The organism is Paraburkholderia sp. CNPSo 3274 (assembly GCF_024206475.1).
Classification (GTDB): Bacteria; Pseudomonadota; Gammaproteobacteria; order Burkholderiales; family Burkholderiaceae; genus Paraburkholderia.
Window position 1 is genome coordinate 21471 of the sequence record NZ_JAMBPR010000054.1, and the last position, 17464, is coordinate 38934.

Consider the following 17464-nt stretch of genomic DNA (forward strand, 5'->3'; position numbering starts at 1 on the left):
CCGATGGAGACACGCATGGCGGCACTTCAAATCGACGATGTCCCGGCCGCGATCCGGCAGGCCAAGAACATGTTGCGCGCGCAACTGCCGAACTATCGCGAAGTGTTCGAAGACGTCGCGCAGGCCATTGGCGAAGAAGCGCGGCACATTGCCCGGCTGCGCGAGGCGGGCGAGGCCGTGATTCCGGAAATCGCGTTCGCCGACATTGCGGCGCAGCGCGTGAGCGCCGAGGCGCTCGCGCTCGTGAAAGCGCGCGGCGCCTGTGTGATCCGTCGCGTCTTCGAACCGGAGCAGGCTGCGCGCTGGGATGCCGAAATTGCCGACTACGTGGCGCGCAACGATCTCGACGCGCGCGCCGCCCAGCGCGCGGCGCAGCGCAATGCCCTGCCGCCGGAAGCGAGCCGCCCGCTGATCTATGGCGTTTACTGGTCGAGGCCGCAGGTGCAGGCCCGCGAGTCCGCCGAACTCACGGCCGCGCGCGTCTTCCTCAACCGCCTGTGGCGCCACGAGAGCGAAGGGCGCGTGCATTTCGATCCTGATGTCGTGCCCGTATACGCCGACCGGCTGCGGCGTCGGCCGCCCGGGACGAGCGCGCCCGGCCTCGCAGCGCATTGCGATGGCGGCGCGGTCGAGCGCTGGGTCGACGAGAATTTCCGCCAGGTCTATCGCCACGTGTTCTCGGGCGACTGGCGGCGCTACGACCCATTCGACGGCGCGTACCGCACGCACGCGAGTGAGATTCCTTCGCGCGTGGCCTCTTCGATGTTCCGCACCTTCCAGGGTTGGACCGCGCTCACGCCGCAGGGCCCCGGCGACGGCACGCTGCAGATCGTGCCCATCGCCAATGCCATGGCGTACGTCCTCTTGCGCGCGCTGCAGGACGACGTGGCCGAGGACGACCTGTGTGGCGCGCAGCCGGGCCGTGGGCTGCCGATCCGCCCCGAGTGGCATGCGCCGCTGTGCGATGCGCTGACATCGATTCCTCAGATGCAGGCCGGCGACGCCGTGTTCTGGCACTGCGACGTGATTCACTCCGTGGAAGACGAGCACCGCGGCAGCGGCTACAGCAACGTGATGTACATTCCGGCCACACCGGGTTGCGCGAAAAACGACGCTTATTTGCAGCGCCAGTTGCCGAGCTTCCTCGAAGGCCGCAGCCCGCCCGACTTTCCCGCCGAGCATATCGAAGCCGATTTGTCGGATCGGGCGGGCGTGGCCGATCTCACGCCGCTCGGCCGCACCCAGCTCGGCTTGCGCGGCGTGGCATGACATACGCACATGACCCGCGCGTGTCGGTGCATCGATTCGCGTGCTTGCCTGTAAAAGCACGCGTATGGCATGCTGTGCGCCGATCAACCGGCCATGACGACCATGGATTTCGCTTCGTCCGTCGCAACATATGGCGCCGACCTGTCGGGCCTCATTTGCGGTTTTCGCTTCACGCCCGGCCAGCCTGGTCAGCCCGTCACGTGCGACGACGTCCTCGACGCGCTGCGCCGCACGCACGAGAGCGGCGAGCCGCAAGCCGCGCGCGACGACACGTTTTACTGGTTGCACTTCAATCTCGCCCACGCCGCGGCGCAACCGTGGATGCGCGCGCATCTCGACGTGCCCGACGCCTTCTTCGAGATGCTCGTGGAAGGCTCGCACTCCACGCGTATCGAACACGTGGACAACGGCCTGTTCGCTGTGGTCAACGACGTGATGTTCGATTTCGAACTCACGCCCTCGCAGATCGCGACGCTCTGGTCGTGCACGCACGAGCGCATTCTCGTCACGGCGCGCCTGAAGCCGCTGCGCTCCATCGACCGTCTGCGCGGCTATGTGCGCAACGGCGAGACGTTCCGCTCGCCGGCCGAGTTGCTCATCCACCTGATGCGCGACCAGGCCGACCTCATGGTGGAGATCGTGCGCCGCACGAGTGTCGACGTCGATCGCGCCGAGGACCAGTTTCTCGCCTCGCGCCGCTCTAAGAGCCGCCATGAACTCGCGGCCATGCGGCGCATCCTGGTGCGCCTGCAACGCATGCTCGCGCCGGAGCCGGGCTCGATTTTCCGTCTGCTCGCGCGCCCGCCGCGCTGGCTCCAGACACCCGACATGCAGGACCTGCGCGAGGCGACCGAGGAGTTCTCGCTCGTGCTGGGCGACATGGCCGGACTCGTCGAGCGCATCAAGCTCTTGCAGGAAGAAATTGCCGCGCGGCTCGAAGAGCAGAACAACCGCACGCTTTTCACGCTCACGCTCGTCACCGTGCTCGCGCTGCCTATCAACATCGTCGCGGGTTTCTTCGGCATGAACGTGGGCGGCATTCCGCTCGCGGAAAACCGCCACGGCTTCTGGCTCATGGTGGTGCTGGTCGCGACCTTCACGGCGCTGCTGGGATGGTGGGTGTTCCGGCGGCGCGGCGACACCTGAGGCTTTCGGGGGCGCGGCCGGCTTGCCGGGCGCGCGCTATATACTAGGCGCTCGAAATTCCTGTTTGAGCGCATGCCATGACCGTTCCCTCGTCGATGCCCGAGGCCGTGCCGCCCGTAAGCGAAGCCGCGTGCGCCGGGGTGCGGGAGCAGGGCGCCGACCCGAGCGGACCGTTGCGCTCGCACGATCTGCGTTTTCGCTCGTCGCCGGGCACGCCGCCGCGGATCCGTTGCTCGACGGCCTGTTGCGGCTCGTCGCGGCGCATTTCGGCGTGGCGGCAGCCTGCGTGGTGCCCGGCGCGGCACCCGCTGAGCGTGGGCTGGCTGCAGGCGTCGACGAAACGCTCTCCGAGGCGCTGCGCGCGCTTGCGCATGGCTCAGGCGCCAGCGGGGCGCGTGAGCCGCTCATCGTGCCCGATATCGCTGAAGATCCTGCCTGGCGCAACGTGCTCCCGCCACGGACGAATCTGCACTGCATGCCGAACTCGAAGCGTTGCGCGAGCACGAACGCCTGCTCGCGCATGCCATCGCGGGCAGCGGCAGGGGCATCTGGGACCGCGACGTGGTGACCGGCGAGATCCGCTATTCGGTGGGCTGGAAGGCGATACTCGGCTACGAGGAGCACGAGCTGACGAGCCGCATCGAAGACAGCTATCTGCGGCTGCATCCTGACGACCGCGACTATGTGAAGGCCGCGATGCAGGCGCATTTCGACGGCCGTACGCCCACTTACGAGGTCGAGCATCGCATTCGTTGCAAGGACGGCCTGTCCGTGGTCGTGCCGATCATGCGCAGCGCGCACCCGTGCGCGTCGCGGCTCATGACCTTGCCGCGGCTGCAGATCCACTTGTAGCGGATGGCGCGCAAAGCGTCGCACGGCGCATTCAGGAGCGCTTCGCGGCGCAGCCGCTTGGCGTAGAGGGCGATGTGGCGCTTACCGTGAGCATCGGCATCACGCTCATGAGTGCCGCCGACATGAGCGCCGAAGCCGCGCTCACGCGCAGTGACTTCGCGCTCTACCGCGCGAAAAAGGGCGGCCGTAACCGCATCGAATGCGCATGAAGTGCGCTCACGTTAGCTGACCTTCGCGTGCGCCGGGCATCGCGCGCGCCCGCCGCCAGCGCGTTGGTGTATGTTGGCGTCATACCGTAGCCGCCCCCCATGACGGCCCCGGTGCGGAGGACGCATTGCCCGAAGTCTCGCCCAACCCCGGCGCGGTCCGCTCGCGAGTCCCGCGTTTGCTCCTGCTGCTGATCGTGGCGCTGATTCCGATCCTGCTGTGTGTGGCGCTCGGGCGTTACGAGGCCGAGCGCATTGCGCAGCGCGAGGCGAGCCTCGCTTCCGCGGTTATCGTCGGGCAGGTGGTCTCGATCGTCGAGACGGCGCAGAGCGCGACGCGCCCGTTCGCGCCGCGTGCCGACGAAGCGTGCGACACGCTCTCGCCGGATCTCACGCGCAAGGCCGCCACCGTGCCCTATGTGCGTACGCTCAACATCCTTTACGACGGCCGCGTCGGCTGTTCGTCCGCGTTCTCGCAACAGGCCGTTCCCCATGGCGGCTGGCTCAATGGAAGCGTGCCGGCCTCGAAGGACGAATGGCTCATGATCGTCAACGACACGCCGATGGTGCGTAACCGCCCCTCGCTGCTGGTTGGCGTAGCGGGCGCAGCGGGGCGCGCGGTCGTGGCGGTGGTGGACGTGCAGTATCTGCTGGACTTGCTGCATGGCGCAGCGCCGCTCACGGTGTTTCGCCAGGCCGAGCTGAGGGTGGGCGAGGGCACCGTGTTGCGCGAAGCCATGGCGCTCGTGAACGTGCGCGGCGCACCGTTGCTGGCGGACGTGCAAAAGCACATGTCGGGCGCCACGATCGATTTGAAGATCTACGGGCGGCCCGAGCGCATTCTCGAAAACTGGCGCGGCCTGCTGCTGCGCTATCTGCCGTGGGCGGCTGCCTTCTCCGCGTGGCTCGTTTGGCTCGTGCGCCGTTTGCAGCAAAGCGGGCAGTCGCGCCGCGAACAACTGTTGCGGGCCATACGCGCGAACGAATTCCACGTCGAATACCAGCCGCTCTACACCGTGGAGACGGGGCGGTGCGCGGGCGTGGAGGCTTTGCTGCGCTGGGTGCGGCCAGGCACAGGCGCGATCCGTCCGGACGAGTTCATTCAGGTGGCCGAAGAAGAGAACGTGATCGTGCCGCTCACGCAGCATCTGCTGAAGCTCATCGAACGCGACGTCGCTGCGTGGGACGTCGCACCGGGCTTTCACCTTGGTGTGAACTTCGCGCCCGAGCATCTGTCGGGCGTACAGCTCGTGAGCGACGTGCAGGCGCTGCGCGCGGCTGTGGCGCCGCGCGGCGCAACGATCACGCTGGAGATCACCGAGCGCACGCTGGTGCGCAATACGGAGCAGGCGCGCAATAATCTGGTGACCTTGCGGCGCGAGGGTGTGAACGTCGCCATCGACGACTTTGGCATGGGCTACTGCTCGCTCTCGTATCTCGAGAAATTTCCATTCGATATCCTGAAGATCGATCGCGGCTTCGTGCTGACCATCGACCCGGAAGGTAGCAAGGCGGCCGTGCTCGACGCGATTATCGATCTCGCGCATAGCCTTGGCGCGCGGCTCGTGGCCGAGGGGGTGGAAACGCAGGTGCAACGCGACTATCTGTGCGCGCGCGGCGTCACGTATATCCAGGGCTTTTTCTACGCGAAGCCCATGCCGTCGGAGGCGTTCATGCGCTGGTATCGCGCGAACGGGGCGCATATGTCGCCCAATCCGCAGATGACGGCTGGCACATAGCGCGTTCGCGAAGCACGCCCGCGTATTCCTGCAGGCGTGATTTGCTTAGCGCGAAACATCGGTTCTGCAAACGCGTACGGCCCGGTAGCATCGACGCTTCGATGGCTGCGCCGTATGGGTGCATGCCCCATGCCAACACGGAAGCGCTGAAGATGACTCGCCCCACGCCGCTCAAGCCTTATACCCGCCGCCACTTCCTCGCCACGCTGGGCGCGACGCTCGCCAGCGCGGCGCTGCCCGCCACCGCGTTCGCGAAATATCAGCCCGACGAGTTCCGCATTGGCTACCAGAAGGCCGCGAGCACGCTCGTGCTCCTCAGGGCCAACGGTACGCTCGAAACGCGCCTGGCTCCGCTCGGCATCAAGGTGTCGTGGACCGAATTCCCGGCCGGCCCGCAATTGCTCGAAGGCCTGAACGTGGGCGCGATCGACTTTGGCTATGTGGGCGAAGCCCCGCCTGTTTTTGCCCAGGCCGCGGGCGCGGATTTCGTTTATACGGCGTATGAATTGCCCACGCCGCACGCAGAAGGCGTGGTGGTGGCGAAGAACTCGACGATCCGTGACGTGGCTGGACTAAAGGGCAAGAAGATCGGCCTGAATCGCGGCTCGGACGTGCACTGGTTTCTCGTCGCGCTGCTGCAAAAGCGTGGCCTTTCCATCGGCGACGTACACCCTGTGTATCTGGCACCCGCCGACGCGCGCGCGGCGCTGCAAAGCGGCGCCATCGACGCGTGGGCGATCTGGGACCCGTTCCTTGCGGCCGTCGAATCGCAGGACGGCGCACGCTTGCTTGCCGATGCAAGCGGCGTGGCAAGCCATCATCAGTTCTTCCTGAGCCAGCGCGAATTCGCACAAAACCGCAAGGATGCGTTGGCGATCGCGCTGGACGAACTCGGCAAGACGGGGCAATGGGTGCGCGCCAACACGGCGGCTGCGGCCGCGAAACTCTCACCGATCCAGGGCCTGGATGCGGCGACGATCCAGACCGGCCTTACGCATTACGCGCATGAATACCGGCCTATCGACGCCGCCGTGATCGCGCAGCAGCAGAAGATCGCGGACACGTTCTACGATCTGAAAATCATTCCGCGCCGCGTGGTCACGAAGGACGCCGTGCTCGCATAACCGCGCGAGCACGGGCGCCCCGTGCTCTTGCAACGCCAGGCGCTCAGTGCTGCGACGACCAGCCCTTGTAGCTGCCCACGTTGTCGCGCGTGACGAGCTGCGGCGTCATTTCGATCATCGGATTGGCGGGCTTCTTGCCGTTCATGATCTCGTAGCCCACCTGCACGGCGGTTTGCGCCATCTTCCACGGGTCCTGGCTTGCCGAGGCCTGCACCAGCGTATCGGATTTGAGCGCCGTTTCGATATCGGGCGCGCCGTCCACCGACGTAATCACGATGTTGCTGCGATGCAGTTGCTTCGCGGCAAGGTCGCTGCCAATGGCCTGCGGATCGTTGATGGCGAACACGCCGGCAATCTTCGGAAAGCGCGTAAGGTAGCCCTGCATCACGTTCATGCCGCCTTCGCGCGAGCCCTTGGCGTCCTGATCATCGGAGAGGATCTTGATGCCGGGCGTCTTGGCGAGCACCTGCTTGCAGCCGTTCACGCGGTCGATCACGGCCGAGACCTGGGGCCCGTTCTGGATGATCACGTTGCCGGTGTTGTTGATCTTCTTCGCGAGGTATTCGCACGAAATCGCGCCGGCCTTCACGTTGTCGGTCTGCACGGTGGCGTTGGCGCCCGCGGCGGCGACGTCCACGGCCATCACCACGATACCGGCCGCCTGGGCCTTCTTCACCGCCGGTTCGATCGCCTTCGGATCGGTTGCGTTCAGGAGGATCATGTCCACGTGCGCCGAAATGAAGTTGTCGATCTGGGTGAACTGCTTGTTGAGGTCGTAGTCGGCGGAAACGGCCGTGACCTTGGCGTTCGGGTTGATTTGCTTGGCCTTCGCTTCCGCACCCTGCACGATCGTCACAAAGTAAGGATTGCCGAGCGAACCGACGGTAATGCCGATCGACTTGAGCTGCTTGTCGGCGGCATGCGCGCCTTGCAGTGCAAAACCGAACGTGAGGGCGGCAGCGGCGAGAACGGCTTGCTTCTTGAACATGAGGTTGTCTCCTGAGGGGTCCTGTTTGGGTGCTTTCCCGGCGAGCGCAGCAGGACCGCCTGCGCTCGCGCTGGTTTCTGGCTAATGCTGTATGCGATGCCGCTTACGTGCGGGCCGAGCCACGCTGGCGGTAGCGGTCGAGCGCCACGGCGCCGACGATCACGAGGCCCTTGATGATGTACTGCCAGATGTCCGAGACGCCGAGCAGCACGAGGCCATTGGTCAGGACTGCGATGATGAGTGCGCCGATCAGCGTGCCGATGATCGAGCCCACGCCACCCACGAAGCTCGTGCCGCCCAGAATCACCGCGGCGATCGCGTCGAGTTCGTAGGACTGGCCCAGTTGCAGGCCGTTGGCTGCGTAGAGACGCGCCGCCGACATCACCGCGCCGAGACCCGCGAGCAGGCCTGACACGGCATAGACGAACATCTCGATGCCCCACACCTTGATGCCCGAGAGGCGCGCCGCTTCCGGGTTGCCGCCCACCGAGTAGATGCGCAGTCCGAGCACGGTACGGCGCAGCACGAACCACGAGCCGGCCACCACCACGAGCGCGATGATCACGAGCCAGGGCACGCCGAGCACCGTGCCGTTGCCGATGAACGCGAACGACAGCTGCGGGTTGAAGATCGTCGTGTCGTGACCCATGAGGCGCGCAATGCCGCGCACCGCCGTGAGCGAGCCGAGCGTGACGATGAACGGCGGCAGGCGCAGGAGCGCAATGAGCGCGCCGTTGATGAGGCCGAAGCCGAGGCCCACCGCGAGCGCCATGGGCACGCCGAGCCAGCCCCAGCCGACGATGTTCGAGCCGATCATGGCGGCCATGGCGGCGGCGGCCAGCACCGATCCCACCGAGAGGTCGATGCCGCCCGTGAGAATCACGAAGGTCATACCGGCGGCGAGCACGATGTTGATCGACGCCTGCTGCGTGACGATCGAAAGATTCTCCAGCGTGAAGAAGCCATCGGTGAGCAGACCGAAGCCGATACACAGGAGCACCAGAACCGGCAGCATGCCAGCGGTGCGCACGAGCGATTTCATGCGCTGGCGATGACCGTCGACCGCGACGCTGCGTGCGGGTTGAGCGCCTTGCGCGGGCTGTGTGGGCGAGGCCGCGACACCGTGCCGGGGAAGAATGCTTTTCATGTTGTACTCCTGAGGGACGTTTCTTGCGTATGCGGTGAAGGTCAAGCGGCTTCGTCGAGCGGTTGCTGCGAGCCTGTGGCGAGTTCGATGATCGCTTCCTGGGTGATCGGCCTGGCCGTATAGCCGCCCAGCTCGCCGGCGAACAGGCCTTCGCGCATGACGAGCACGCGGTCGGCCACGCCGATGATCTCGGGCAGCTCGCTCGAAATCACGATGATGCCCACGCCGGTCTTGGCGAGGTCGTTGATGATGCGGTAGATCTCGGACTTCGCGCCGATATCGACGCCGCGCGTGGGCTCGTCGAGAATCAGCACGCGCGGCTTCGTTTCCAGCAGGCGCGAAAGCAGTACCTTCTGCTGGTTGCCACCCGAGAGCGCGCCCACGTTCACGCGCGCGTTCGGCACGCGAATGGAGAGCGAGCGAATGGCTTCCTTCGCGCGCTCGCCGCCGCGCGCGAGGTCGAGCACGCCCATGCGCGCGTCGCGCCCGGCCACGGCGACGTTGATGTTGTCGCGCACGCTCATGTCGAGAAAGAGCCCCTGATGCTTGCGGTCTTCGGTCAGGTAGACGAGGCCCGCGCTGATCGCGTCGCGCGGCGTGTGGACGTTGAGCGTCTTGCCGTCGATGGCGATCTCGCCGCGCACGCGCGGCTCCGCGCCGAAGATGAGGCGCGCAAGCTCGGTGCGGCCTGCGCCCACGAGGCCCGCAATGCCGAGCACCTCCCCCGCGTGCAGGTCGAGGCTGCAGCCGCGTACGCGCTTGTCGTCGGCCACATCGCGCACGGTGAGCACGACCTTGCCCGGATCGTAAGGTGCGTGCGCCTTTTTGTAGAAGCCCGAAATATCGCGGCCCACCATCATGCTCACGAGGCTTTCGGCGTTGAGCGTGTCGCGCATGAGCGTGCCCACGTAGCTGCCATCGCGCAGCACGGAAACGCGGTCCGAAAGCTCGTACACCTCGGCCATGCGGTGGCTGATGTAGATAATCGCAAGCCCTTCGTCGCGCAACTGGTTGATGAGCTTGAAAAGGCGCTCCGTTTCGCGCGAGGAAAGCGGCGTGGTGGGCTCATCCATCACGATGATGCGCGCGTCGCTGTGTACGGCGCGTGCGATTTCCACGAGTTGACGCTCAGCGATGGAGAGCGAGCCGACCAGCGTGGTGGGTCCGAAGCTCGCGCCGAGGCGCTTGAGCACGTCTTCGCAGCCTCGCTCCATGGCGCGCCGGTCGACCGTGCCGAAGCGGCGACCGCCCTTGCGCAGTTCGCGGCCCGCATGAATGTTCTCCGCAACGGAAAGGTTGGGCGCGAGGCTCAGCTCCTGATAAATCACGGCCACGCCGAGCTCGCGCGACGCATGCGGTCCGTCGATCACGACCGGCTTGCCCTCGATGAGAATCTCGCCGCCGGGGTCGGCCTGGTAGGCGCCCGAGAGGATCTTCATCAACGTGGACTTGCCTGCGCCGTTCTCGCCCATGAGCGAGTGGACCTCGCCGGGGTAGACGGCGAGGCGCACGTTGTCGAGTGCGCGCACGCCGGGGAAGGTCTTGGTGATGCCCCGCATTTCCAGCAGCGGCGGCGTGGACTCAGAGGGCGACATGGCTCTCCTCCTGCGCTTGTGCGTAAGTTTGTGCGCCGGCGCCCATGAGGATGCCCGCGCGCGGCGAAAAGTTGAAGAACATGGGGAGCGTGGCCGCGCCGAGCGCCCCCGCATCGGGACCGAAAGTGCCGCGCACCAGGGCGGGCGTGCCGCGCGCCTCGGGCGCGGTGGCCGCAACCGCGAGGCGCAGACGCTGCATGAGCGTGTCGATGAGGCCCGCGTCCACGTCGGCGTCGAGCACCACGGCCGGCACATCGAGCACGCAGAACGCCGAGCGCAGCGAGGGGGCGAGCGCATCGACGCAGTCGTCGAGCCATTCCTGCACGCCGGGGTGGCCGCGCGCGATGCACGCTTCCAGATCGGCGCGGCTGTCGATCGTCTCGCCGCAATACTGCAGATGGCGGCGCAGCGAGATGAGCGACGCGCGCGAAAGCAGGATGTCCCACTGACCGGGCGGCTTGTGGGCCGAGGGCAGGCGGCTCGGCGGCACGGGCATCACCGCGAAATCGCCCGCGTTGCCGGTGAGGCCGCGCACGCAGTCGCCGTCGATGGCGATGCCGCCCCCGATTGCCGGGCCGAGAAACAGGTAGAGGAAGTCGTCGCGCTGGCGCCCGCAGCCGTAGAAGATCTCGGCGATGGCAGCAGCGTTACCGTCGTTTTCGCTGAACACAGGCAGCGCCGTGGCGCGGGCGAGTTCACCCGCGAAATCCACGTCGTTCCACACGCGGAAGGTGTCGGCAGGCAGGCCCAGTTCGCGCAGCCAGCTGCCGAGGTTGTACGGCTGCGCCACGCCAATGCCGGCCAGGCGGCTACGCTCTTCCGTCGTCAGTAACCCTAACAGTTCGGCGATGTCGCGCTGGACGATTTCCTGTGCGACCGAAGGTTGCGGCAGCAGCATGTCGCGCGAGCGGCGCTCGATCATCTGGCCCGCGAAATCCACGAGCACGGTTTCGATATTGGTCCGGTCGAGCCGCACGCCGATGGCGAACGCGCCGCGCGGCGAGAGGCGCAAGAGCGAGGCGGGCTGGCCGCGCTGGCCGTCGCGGCGGCCGCTCACCTCGATCAGGCCATTGGCCGTGAGCGACGTGATGATGGTGCCCACCGCGGTGCTCGTGAGATTCGCGAGACGCGCGAGATCGGCCTTCGACGCCTCGCCCGCGCGACGCAGCGCCTGCAGCAGCAGGCGTTCGTTGAAGCGGCGGACGTTGGCGGAATTGCTGCCCTGACCGACATGCGGACTTCTCACGTGTCTCCTCCGGTCTCATGCAAAGCTGAAGAGGGGATCGGCGCTGGATGAATTGCGTGGCCGACTAAATAAATCAAGTTGATTTATTTAATGCCAGAAATCGAGGGCTGTCAGCCTGGGGAAATCCCGTTAGGGGTAATGGGGCGTGATAAGCCGGGCGGGCGCGATGCGGGCCCCGATGCAAAAGCTTAGGAGACTTTTGCAGCGAAGGGGAAGAAGCGGGGAACGAGCAGTTGGCGTGCCCGCGCGCGTTCGTGTGGCGCGCGGGCCGCGGGAAAGAAGGAGGGGGACTGGGTGTTACGGCCGAGCTTCGCCCGCATCGCGGCAAGCGAACCACCGGCGCGCCGTGCGCGGCGGCTCTGCGCTTTCCATCACCTCACGCCACCAGCGCTCCCCGCGATGCGGCTCGGCCAGATCGAGCCGCTCGCCCATGCGCGGCGTGGCGAGCGTGACGCCGCGCGCGAGCGCGAGGCCGGTCACGCGCTCGAACGGATCTTGCCAGCGATGCATCGCAAGATCGAACGTGCCGTTGTGAATCGGCACGAGCCACTCGCCACGCAAATCCACGTGCGCCTGCACCGTTTCCTCGGGCTGCATGTGGACGTAGGGCCATTGCGGGTCGTACGCGCCCGTCTCGATGAACGTCGCGTCGAACGGGCCAAGCCGCTCCCCAATCGTGCGAAAGCCGTCGAAGTAGCCGGTGTCGCCGCTGAAGAACACGCGCAGGTCGGCGTCGGCGATCACCCACGAAGCCCACAGCGTGCTGTTGCCGTCGAACAGGCTGCGCCCCGAGAAATGCTGCGCGGGTGTGGCGGTGAACTCGACGCCCTCGACGTTCGCGCCTTGCCACCAGTCGAACTGGCGCACCTTCGCACCGTCGATGCCCCATTCGATCAACCGGTCGCCCACGCCAAGCGGCGTGAGAAACACGCCCGTCGTGGCGGCGAGCGCGAGCACGGTTTCGCGGTCGAGGTGATCGTAATGATCGTGCGAGAGGATCACGCCGCGCAACGGCGGCAGATCGGCAAGCGCGATGGGCGGCGCGTGAAAGCGCTTCGGCCCGAGGTTCTGAAACGGAGAAGCGCGCTCGGCGAATACTGGGTCGGTGAGCCAGAACTGGCCGCGCAGCTTGAAGAGCAGCGTGGAATGGCCGAGCCGGTAGACGCTACGGTCGGGCGCGGCCTCGAGCTGTTCGCGCGTGAGCGCGTGAACCGGCAGCGCGCCGGCGGGCATGGTGCCGCCCGGCTTGTGGAAGATCATGTTCCACATGATCTTCAGCGTCTTGCCGAACCCCTCGGCCGGACGCGGACGCACGTTGCGAAAGCGCTCGCCGTCGTGTTGCGGCGAGGTATGCGAAAGCTCGCGGCCGCGTTGTGCGGCGCTCAGGCCCAAGGTGCGGCTCAGCGATGCGAAAGGCGAGGTCATGTCGGCAGCTGCCTTGGAAACAGGAAGTAGACTGCACAGTGTAGTTTATTCTGGTGAAAAGTAAACTGCCTGGTGTAAGATTCTGAAATGGATTGCACCCCCTCCACCCCTCAGCGCCTGACCGACCGCAAGCGCGCCGCCATCGTCGCGGCGGCCATCGACGAATTTCTGGCCTCCGGCTTTGACGCCACGAGCATGGACCGTATTGCGGCGCGCGCGAGCGTCTCGAAACGCACGGTCTATAACCATTTCCCGAGCAAGGAGGCGCTGTTCGCGTCGATCCTGTGCCAGCTCTGGGACGCGAGCGCAACCGCCGACGCGCCGGGCTACCGCGCTGGCGAGCCGCTGCGTACGCAACTCGTCGAGTTGCTGCTGCGCAAGCTGCGCCTCTTGAACGACGAAGCGTTTTTCAAGCTCGCGCGCGTGGCGATTGCGGCGGGCATCCACTCGCCCGAGCGCGCGCGCGACATGGTGGCCCGCATTGGCGAGCGCGAAGAGGACCTCACGGTCTGGATGCGCGCCGCCGCCGCCGATGGCCGCCTGAAAACGAGCGATCCGGCATTCGCCTCGCAGCAACTGCACGGCGTCGTGAAGGCGTTCGCCTTCTGGCCGCAGGTCGCGATGGGCCAGCCCCCGCTCGACGAAGCGCAGCAGCGCCAGGTCGCCGAGTCGTCCGCCGATCTCTTCCTGGCGCGCTACGCGTGAGCGCCAGAAAGCGCGCCTGGTCCCGACGCGCAACGGTTTTTCTGGAATAGACTCTTGCCTTTCAGGATCGCAGGCTGACTGAGAGGACACGCTCATGCCATTCATGCTGCTCATCGCCGAGCCGCGCGGCCAGCGCGAGGCGCGCGCGCAACCCGAAGGCGAGGCGCTTTACGCGCGCATGGTCGAGTTCGCGGATGAACTCGCCGCCGAGGGCAAGCTGATCGACGCGCATGCGCTCACCGCCGACACTAACGGTGCACGGGTGCAGGTGCGCGAAGGCCGCACGAGCATCGTCGACGGCCCGTTCGCCGAGGCGAAGGAAATGATCGGCGGCTTTTTCCTCGTCGATTGCGCGACGCGCGACGAGGCGCTCGCCATCGCACGGCGCTGTCCCGCGGCGCAATGGGCGAGCGTTGACGTGCGCGAAACCGGTCCGTGTTTCCGCTGAGGCGGCGCCTCCCCAGGTAATTTCCCCAGGCACGTAAAAAATTTCGCTGTCCCTTGTCGATTTCCGTGCGCCCCGCGCGTCGTGTTCATGAGCGCACCCACGGGTGCCGCTTGCTTCGAACGACCCCGACCGTCACATTCAGGAGAAGACAATGCGATTCATGATCATGGTGCGCGCCAACGCGTTGACCGAAGCGGGCGAGCCGCCCGACGACGTGGAAATATTCGCGGAGATGGCCCGCTATCACGAGGAACTGGCGAAGGCCGGCGTGCTGCTCGATGCCTCGGGTCTGCAGCCGAGCTCGCGTGGCTTTCGCGTGCACTACACGAACGGCAAGCCCACGATAGTCGACGGTCCGTTTGCCGAGACGAAGGAGCTGATTGCCGGCTATACGCTGATCCAGGTCCGCTCACGCGACGAAGCGCTCGAATGGGCACGCCGGTTCCCGTCTCCCTTCGGCCGCGCCGAAGGCGAGGTCGAAGTGCGGCAGCTCTATGAACTCGACGAACTTCCGCAGTGCGAGGGCGTTGAGAGTTTTCGCCAGCTCCGGGAAGAACGTAAGGCATCCTGATCACTTGCTCGATCACCGTGAGATCCCAATCATGCATAAGCACATCTTCGTCAATCTGGGCGTGCGCGACCTCAAGCGCTCGATGGACTTCTTCGGCCAGCTCGGCTTCAAATTCGACCCGAAATTCACCAATGACCAGGCCGCCTGCATGGTACTGGGCGAGAACATCTACGCCATGCTGCTCACCACGGACTTCATGCGGGGCTTCACCGACAAGGCGCTCGTGGACGCCCGTGAAAGCACCGAAGTGCTGACCTGCCTCTCGTGCGTGTCGCGCGAGGAGGTGGACGGGCTCGTCGAAAAGGCGCTCGCGGCGGGCGGCAGCTCCAAGCGCCCGCCGATGGAGTGCGGCACCGACATGTACGGCCGCAGCTTCGAAGACCCCGACGGCCACATCTGGGAACTGATGTATATGTCGCCGGCGGCGGTGGAAAAGGGCGCGCACGGCTCGTGACGCAAGCGCGCGAGCCCGGGGACACCTTCACGGCAACGCGCCGCGCGGTCGAGACCGTGTGGCGTATCGAGTCGGCGAAGGTGATCGCCCACGCCGCGCGCATCGTGCGCGACGTGGGCGTGGCCGAGGAAATCGCGCAGGACGCGTTCGTCGCCGCGCTGGAAAGCTGGCCCGCGAGCGGCATTCCCGAAAACCCCGGAGCGTGGCTCATGACCGCCGCGAAACATCGCGCGCTCGACCGGCTGCGTCGCGCGGCCTCGCATGCCCGCGCGCACGAGGCGATGGGCGCGGACCTCGAAGCGCTCGAAGCACACTTCGCGCCCGACTTCGTGGACGCGCTCGACGCCGCGCGCGAGGACGAGATTGGCGACGATTTGCTGCGGCTCGTGTTCGTGGCGTGCCATCCCGTGCTGCCGAAGGAGGGACGCGCCGCGCTCACGCTGCGTCTGCTGGGCGGCCTCACCACGGCTGAGATCGCGCGCGCGTTCCTCGTGCCCGAGGCAACCGTCGCGCAGCGCATCGTGCGGGCCAAGCGCACGCTCGCGGCGGCGAAGGTCCCGTTCGAAGTGCCGCGCCTGGCCAACCTCGAGCCACGACTTGCTTCGGTGTTCGAAGTGATTTATCTGATCTTCAACGAGGGCTATGCGGCCACGGCGGGCCCGGACTGGACACGGCCCGCGCTATGTGAAGAAGCGCTGCGGCTTGGCCGCATGCTGGCGGAACTCGTTCCGCTCGAGGGCGAGGCGCACGGCCTGGTTGCGTTGATGGAACTGCAGGCTTCACGCTTGCCCGCGCGGGTGGACCGGGCAGGGCGCGCCGTGCTTCTCGCCGACCAGGACCGTAGCCGCTGGGACGCGCTATTGATTCGGCGCGGGCTTGCCGCGATCGCGCGCGGTGCGGCCTGCGCGGGTGCGCCGGGCCCGTACGCGCTGCAGGCGGCGCTTGCGGCTTGCCATGCACGCGCACCGAGCGCGGCGGCGACCGACTGGGCGCAGATCGTGTCGATCTACGACGCGCTGCTGAAACTCGACGCCTCACCCGTCGTGCGCCTGAATCGCGCTGTCGCGGTGGGCATGGCACAGGGGCCGCAAGCGGCGCTCGATCTCGTCGATGCGCTGTGCGCGGAACCCGCGCTGCGCCACTATCCGTGGCTGCCGGCCGCACGCGGCGATCTGCTTGAAAAGCTCGCACGCCATGCCGAAGCGCGCACGCAATTCGAGCGCGCGGCTGCGCTCACGCAAAACGCGCGCGACCGCGAAGTGTTGCTGGCGCGAGCCGAGGCGTGCGTGCCACGCACCTAGAGCGTCGATCGCCGTTGGATCACGCTTGCGTTTCTGCTCCCGCGAACCCGGCTTAGGCCGCATCGTCATGCAAAGCGCTTGCGCGCGAACATCGCAAGGTCGATGCGGCTTTCGCCTTGCGTGATCCGCTCGGCAAGCGCCTCGCCGATTGCGCTGGCGAACTTGAAACCATGCCCGGAAAAGCCGGTTGCGATGTGCACATTCGGGCAGGTGGGCACGCGGTCGATGATGAAATGCTCGTCCGGCGTCATGTCGTATTCGCAGGCGCGGCCCACGCGCAGCTCGCCCGCGCCCGGTAAATAGCGTTGCAGGAAGGCTTGCAGATCGCCGAGATCGGTCGGCTCGGCGCCGAACGGCGCGAGCGGAGCGTCCGCCGCAACGGGCTCGCCTGTGTCGTGGCGGCCTAGCTTGAGGCCGCTGCCGTCGAGATCGGGAAACCCGTAATAGCCGCCCACTTCCGAGGCGACGAAAAAGCCCCGGAAGCGCTCCGGCGCAAAGAGGCCGGGCTCGCCCTCGAACCACGCGAAACTCTTGCGCACGCGCGTGACCGGAACCTCGAGGCCCAGCGGCGCAAGCAGATCGCGAGTCGATTTGCCGGCGCACACGATCAGGTCGCGGGCGGTGAACTTTTCGTCCGTGTCGGTCCAGACGTTGACGCTTTCCCGCCCGTGGCACTCGATGCGCGTGACGCGCGTATTCGTGCCCAGCGTTGCGCCGAGCGCGGTCGCGAGCTGGCGGTAAGCGCTGATCGCGCGCTCGCAATAGAGCACGCCCGCCCCGGGTTCGAAGTTCGCGATCTGCTCTGGCCGCAGCCGCCACGCGGGCCAGCGTTTGCTGGCCGTGGCTGCGTCGAGCGTTTCCAGCGGGATGCCGTGGCTGGCGGCGCTCGCCTGCACCTCGCGCAGGAACGCGTCGTCGGGCGAGCCGATATTGACGACGCCCGTGCGCACGAAAAGGGCAGTTTGCGTTTGCTGCTCGAGGTCTTCCCAAAGCTGTTGGGCGCGCAAGGCGAGCGGTACGTACGCGGCGCCTTCGCCATAGGCGTGGCGAATGAGGCGTGTACCGCCGTGATGCGCACCCTGATCGTGAGGCGGATCGCCGGCGTCGAGCAGCAGCACCTTGTTGCCGAGGCGGCTCAGATAGTAGCCGGCCGCCATGCCCATCGAACCCGCACCGACGATGAGCGTGTCGAAATGTCGATTGCTTGCGTTTGTGTCCAGCATGTAATGCCCCGTGCGCGCCACGGCG

17 protein-coding genes and 1 pseudogene are annotated in these 17464 nt (G+C 66.6%); 11 read left to right on the forward strand and 7 right to left on the reverse strand.

The window, feature by feature from the left end:
* Window positions 1-15 precede the first annotated feature (15 nt).
* A complete protein-coding gene (locus tag M3I54_RS30140; protein ID WP_254342479.1) occupies window positions 16-1269 on the forward strand; it encodes a YbiU family protein in 1254 nt (417 codons plus the stop codon).
* A gap of 69 nt (window positions 1270-1338) precedes the next feature.
* Window positions 1339-2415, forward strand: a complete 1077-nt coding sequence (locus tag M3I54_RS30145) for a transporter (RefSeq protein ID WP_375542237.1) — start codon at window positions 1339-1341, stop codon at window positions 2413-2415.
* 43 nt (window positions 2416-2458) lie between these two features.
* On the opposite strand, the gene M3I54_RS45410 is transcribed toward M3I54_RS30145, so the two are convergent.
* Window positions 2459-2788 (reverse strand): hypothetical protein, encoded by a 330-nt coding sequence (locus M3I54_RS45410; RefSeq protein WP_375542238.1) that lies wholly within the window; start codon window positions 2786-2788, stop codon window positions 2459-2461.
* 98 nt (window positions 2789-2886) lie between these two features.
* On the opposite strand from M3I54_RS45410, the pseudogene M3I54_RS30155 reads away from it, so the two are divergent.
* The 4 genes and pseudogenes from M3I54_RS30155 to M3I54_RS30170 form a co-directional block, all read left to right on the forward strand.
* Window positions 2887-3180 (forward strand): annotated as a pseudogene (locus M3I54_RS30155) (PAS domain-containing protein); the annotation flags it as partial.
* A gap of 38 nt (window positions 3181-3218) precedes the next feature.
* Window positions 3219-3476: a diguanylate cyclase domain-containing protein gene (locus tag M3I54_RS30160; protein WP_375542239.1), complete on the forward strand. Its 258-nt coding sequence runs from the start codon at window positions 3219-3221 to the stop codon at window positions 3474-3476.
* 125 nt (window positions 3477-3601) lie between these two features.
* Window positions 3602-5212, forward strand: a complete 1611-nt coding sequence (locus tag M3I54_RS30165; RefSeq protein WP_254342483.1) for a cyclic diguanylate phosphodiesterase — start codon at window positions 3602-3604, stop codon at window positions 5210-5212.
* Between the two features lie 152 nt (window positions 5213-5364).
* Window positions 5365-6336, forward strand: coding sequence for a sulfonate ABC transporter substrate-binding protein (locus M3I54_RS30170; protein ID WP_254342485.1), 972 nt, complete (start codon window positions 5365-5367; stop codon window positions 6334-6336).
* 43 nt (window positions 6337-6379) lie between these two features.
* Here M3I54_RS30170 and M3I54_RS30175 read toward each other — a convergent pair whose 3' ends face one another.
* The 5 genes from M3I54_RS30175 to M3I54_RS30195 form a co-directional block, all read right to left on the reverse strand.
* Window positions 6380-7324: an ABC transporter substrate-binding protein gene (locus M3I54_RS30175; RefSeq protein WP_254342488.1), complete on the reverse strand. Its 945-nt coding sequence runs from the start codon at window positions 7322-7324 to the stop codon at window positions 6380-6382.
* A gap of 103 nt (window positions 7325-7427) precedes the next feature.
* Window positions 7428-8471: a ribose ABC transporter permease gene (locus M3I54_RS30180; protein ID WP_028205362.1), complete on the reverse strand. Its 1044-nt coding sequence runs from the start codon at window positions 8469-8471 to the stop codon at window positions 7428-7430.
* 41 nt (window positions 8472-8512) lie between these two features.
* Window positions 8513-10066 carry a sugar ABC transporter ATP-binding protein gene (locus tag M3I54_RS30185; protein ID WP_254342490.1) on the reverse strand — a complete coding sequence of 518 codons (1554 nt, stop codon included), beginning with the start codon at window positions 10064-10066 and terminating at the stop codon, window positions 8513-8515.
* Complete coding sequence (locus M3I54_RS30190) at window positions 10053-11312, reverse strand: ROK family transcriptional regulator (RefSeq protein ID WP_254342492.1); 1260 nt, start codon at window positions 11310-11312, stop codon at window positions 10053-10055. The genes M3I54_RS30185 and M3I54_RS30190 overlap by 14 nt, the downstream gene beginning before the upstream one ends.
* 297 nt (window positions 11313-11609) lie before the next feature.
* The gene (locus M3I54_RS30195; RefSeq protein WP_254342494.1) at window positions 11610-12737 is read right to left on the reverse strand and encodes an MBL fold metallo-hydrolase; all 1128 of its coding nucleotides are present in this window, start codon (window positions 12735-12737) and stop codon (window positions 11610-11612) included.
* Between the two features lie 87 nt (window positions 12738-12824).
* Between M3I54_RS30195 and M3I54_RS30200 the strand changes: the two genes are divergently transcribed.
* From M3I54_RS30200 to M3I54_RS30220, 5 genes are all read left to right on the forward strand, one after another.
* Window positions 12825-13442, forward strand: a complete 618-nt coding sequence (locus M3I54_RS30200; RefSeq protein WP_254342496.1) for a TetR/AcrR family transcriptional regulator — start codon at window positions 12825-12827, stop codon at window positions 13440-13442.
* 94 nt (window positions 13443-13536) lie between these two features.
* The gene (locus tag M3I54_RS30205; protein ID WP_254342498.1) at window positions 13537-13890 is read left to right on the forward strand and encodes a YciI family protein; all 354 of its coding nucleotides are present in this window, start codon (window positions 13537-13539) and stop codon (window positions 13888-13890) included.
* Window positions 13891-14041: 151 nt separating this feature from the next.
* Window positions 14042-14461 (forward strand): YciI family protein, encoded by a 420-nt coding sequence (locus tag M3I54_RS30210; protein WP_254342500.1) that lies wholly within the window; start codon window positions 14042-14044, stop codon window positions 14459-14461.
* 31 nt (window positions 14462-14492) lie between these two features.
* On the forward strand, window positions 14493-14915 hold the full coding sequence (locus M3I54_RS30215) for a VOC family protein (protein WP_254342502.1): 423 nt from the start codon (window positions 14493-14495) through the stop codon (window positions 14913-14915).
* Window positions 14912-16216 (forward strand): sigma-70 family RNA polymerase sigma factor, encoded by a 1305-nt coding sequence (locus M3I54_RS30220; protein ID WP_254342505.1) that lies wholly within the window; start codon window positions 14912-14914, stop codon window positions 16214-16216. Before M3I54_RS30215 ends, M3I54_RS30220 begins: the two co-directional genes overlap by 4 nt.
* Before the next feature lie 65 nt (window positions 16217-16281).
* Here M3I54_RS30220 and solA read toward each other — a convergent pair whose 3' ends face one another.
* A complete protein-coding gene (solA, locus tag M3I54_RS30225) occupies window positions 16282-17439 on the reverse strand; it encodes an N-methyl-L-tryptophan oxidase (protein WP_254342507.1) in 1158 nt (385 codons plus the stop codon).
* Window positions 17440-17464 lie beyond the last annotated feature (25 nt).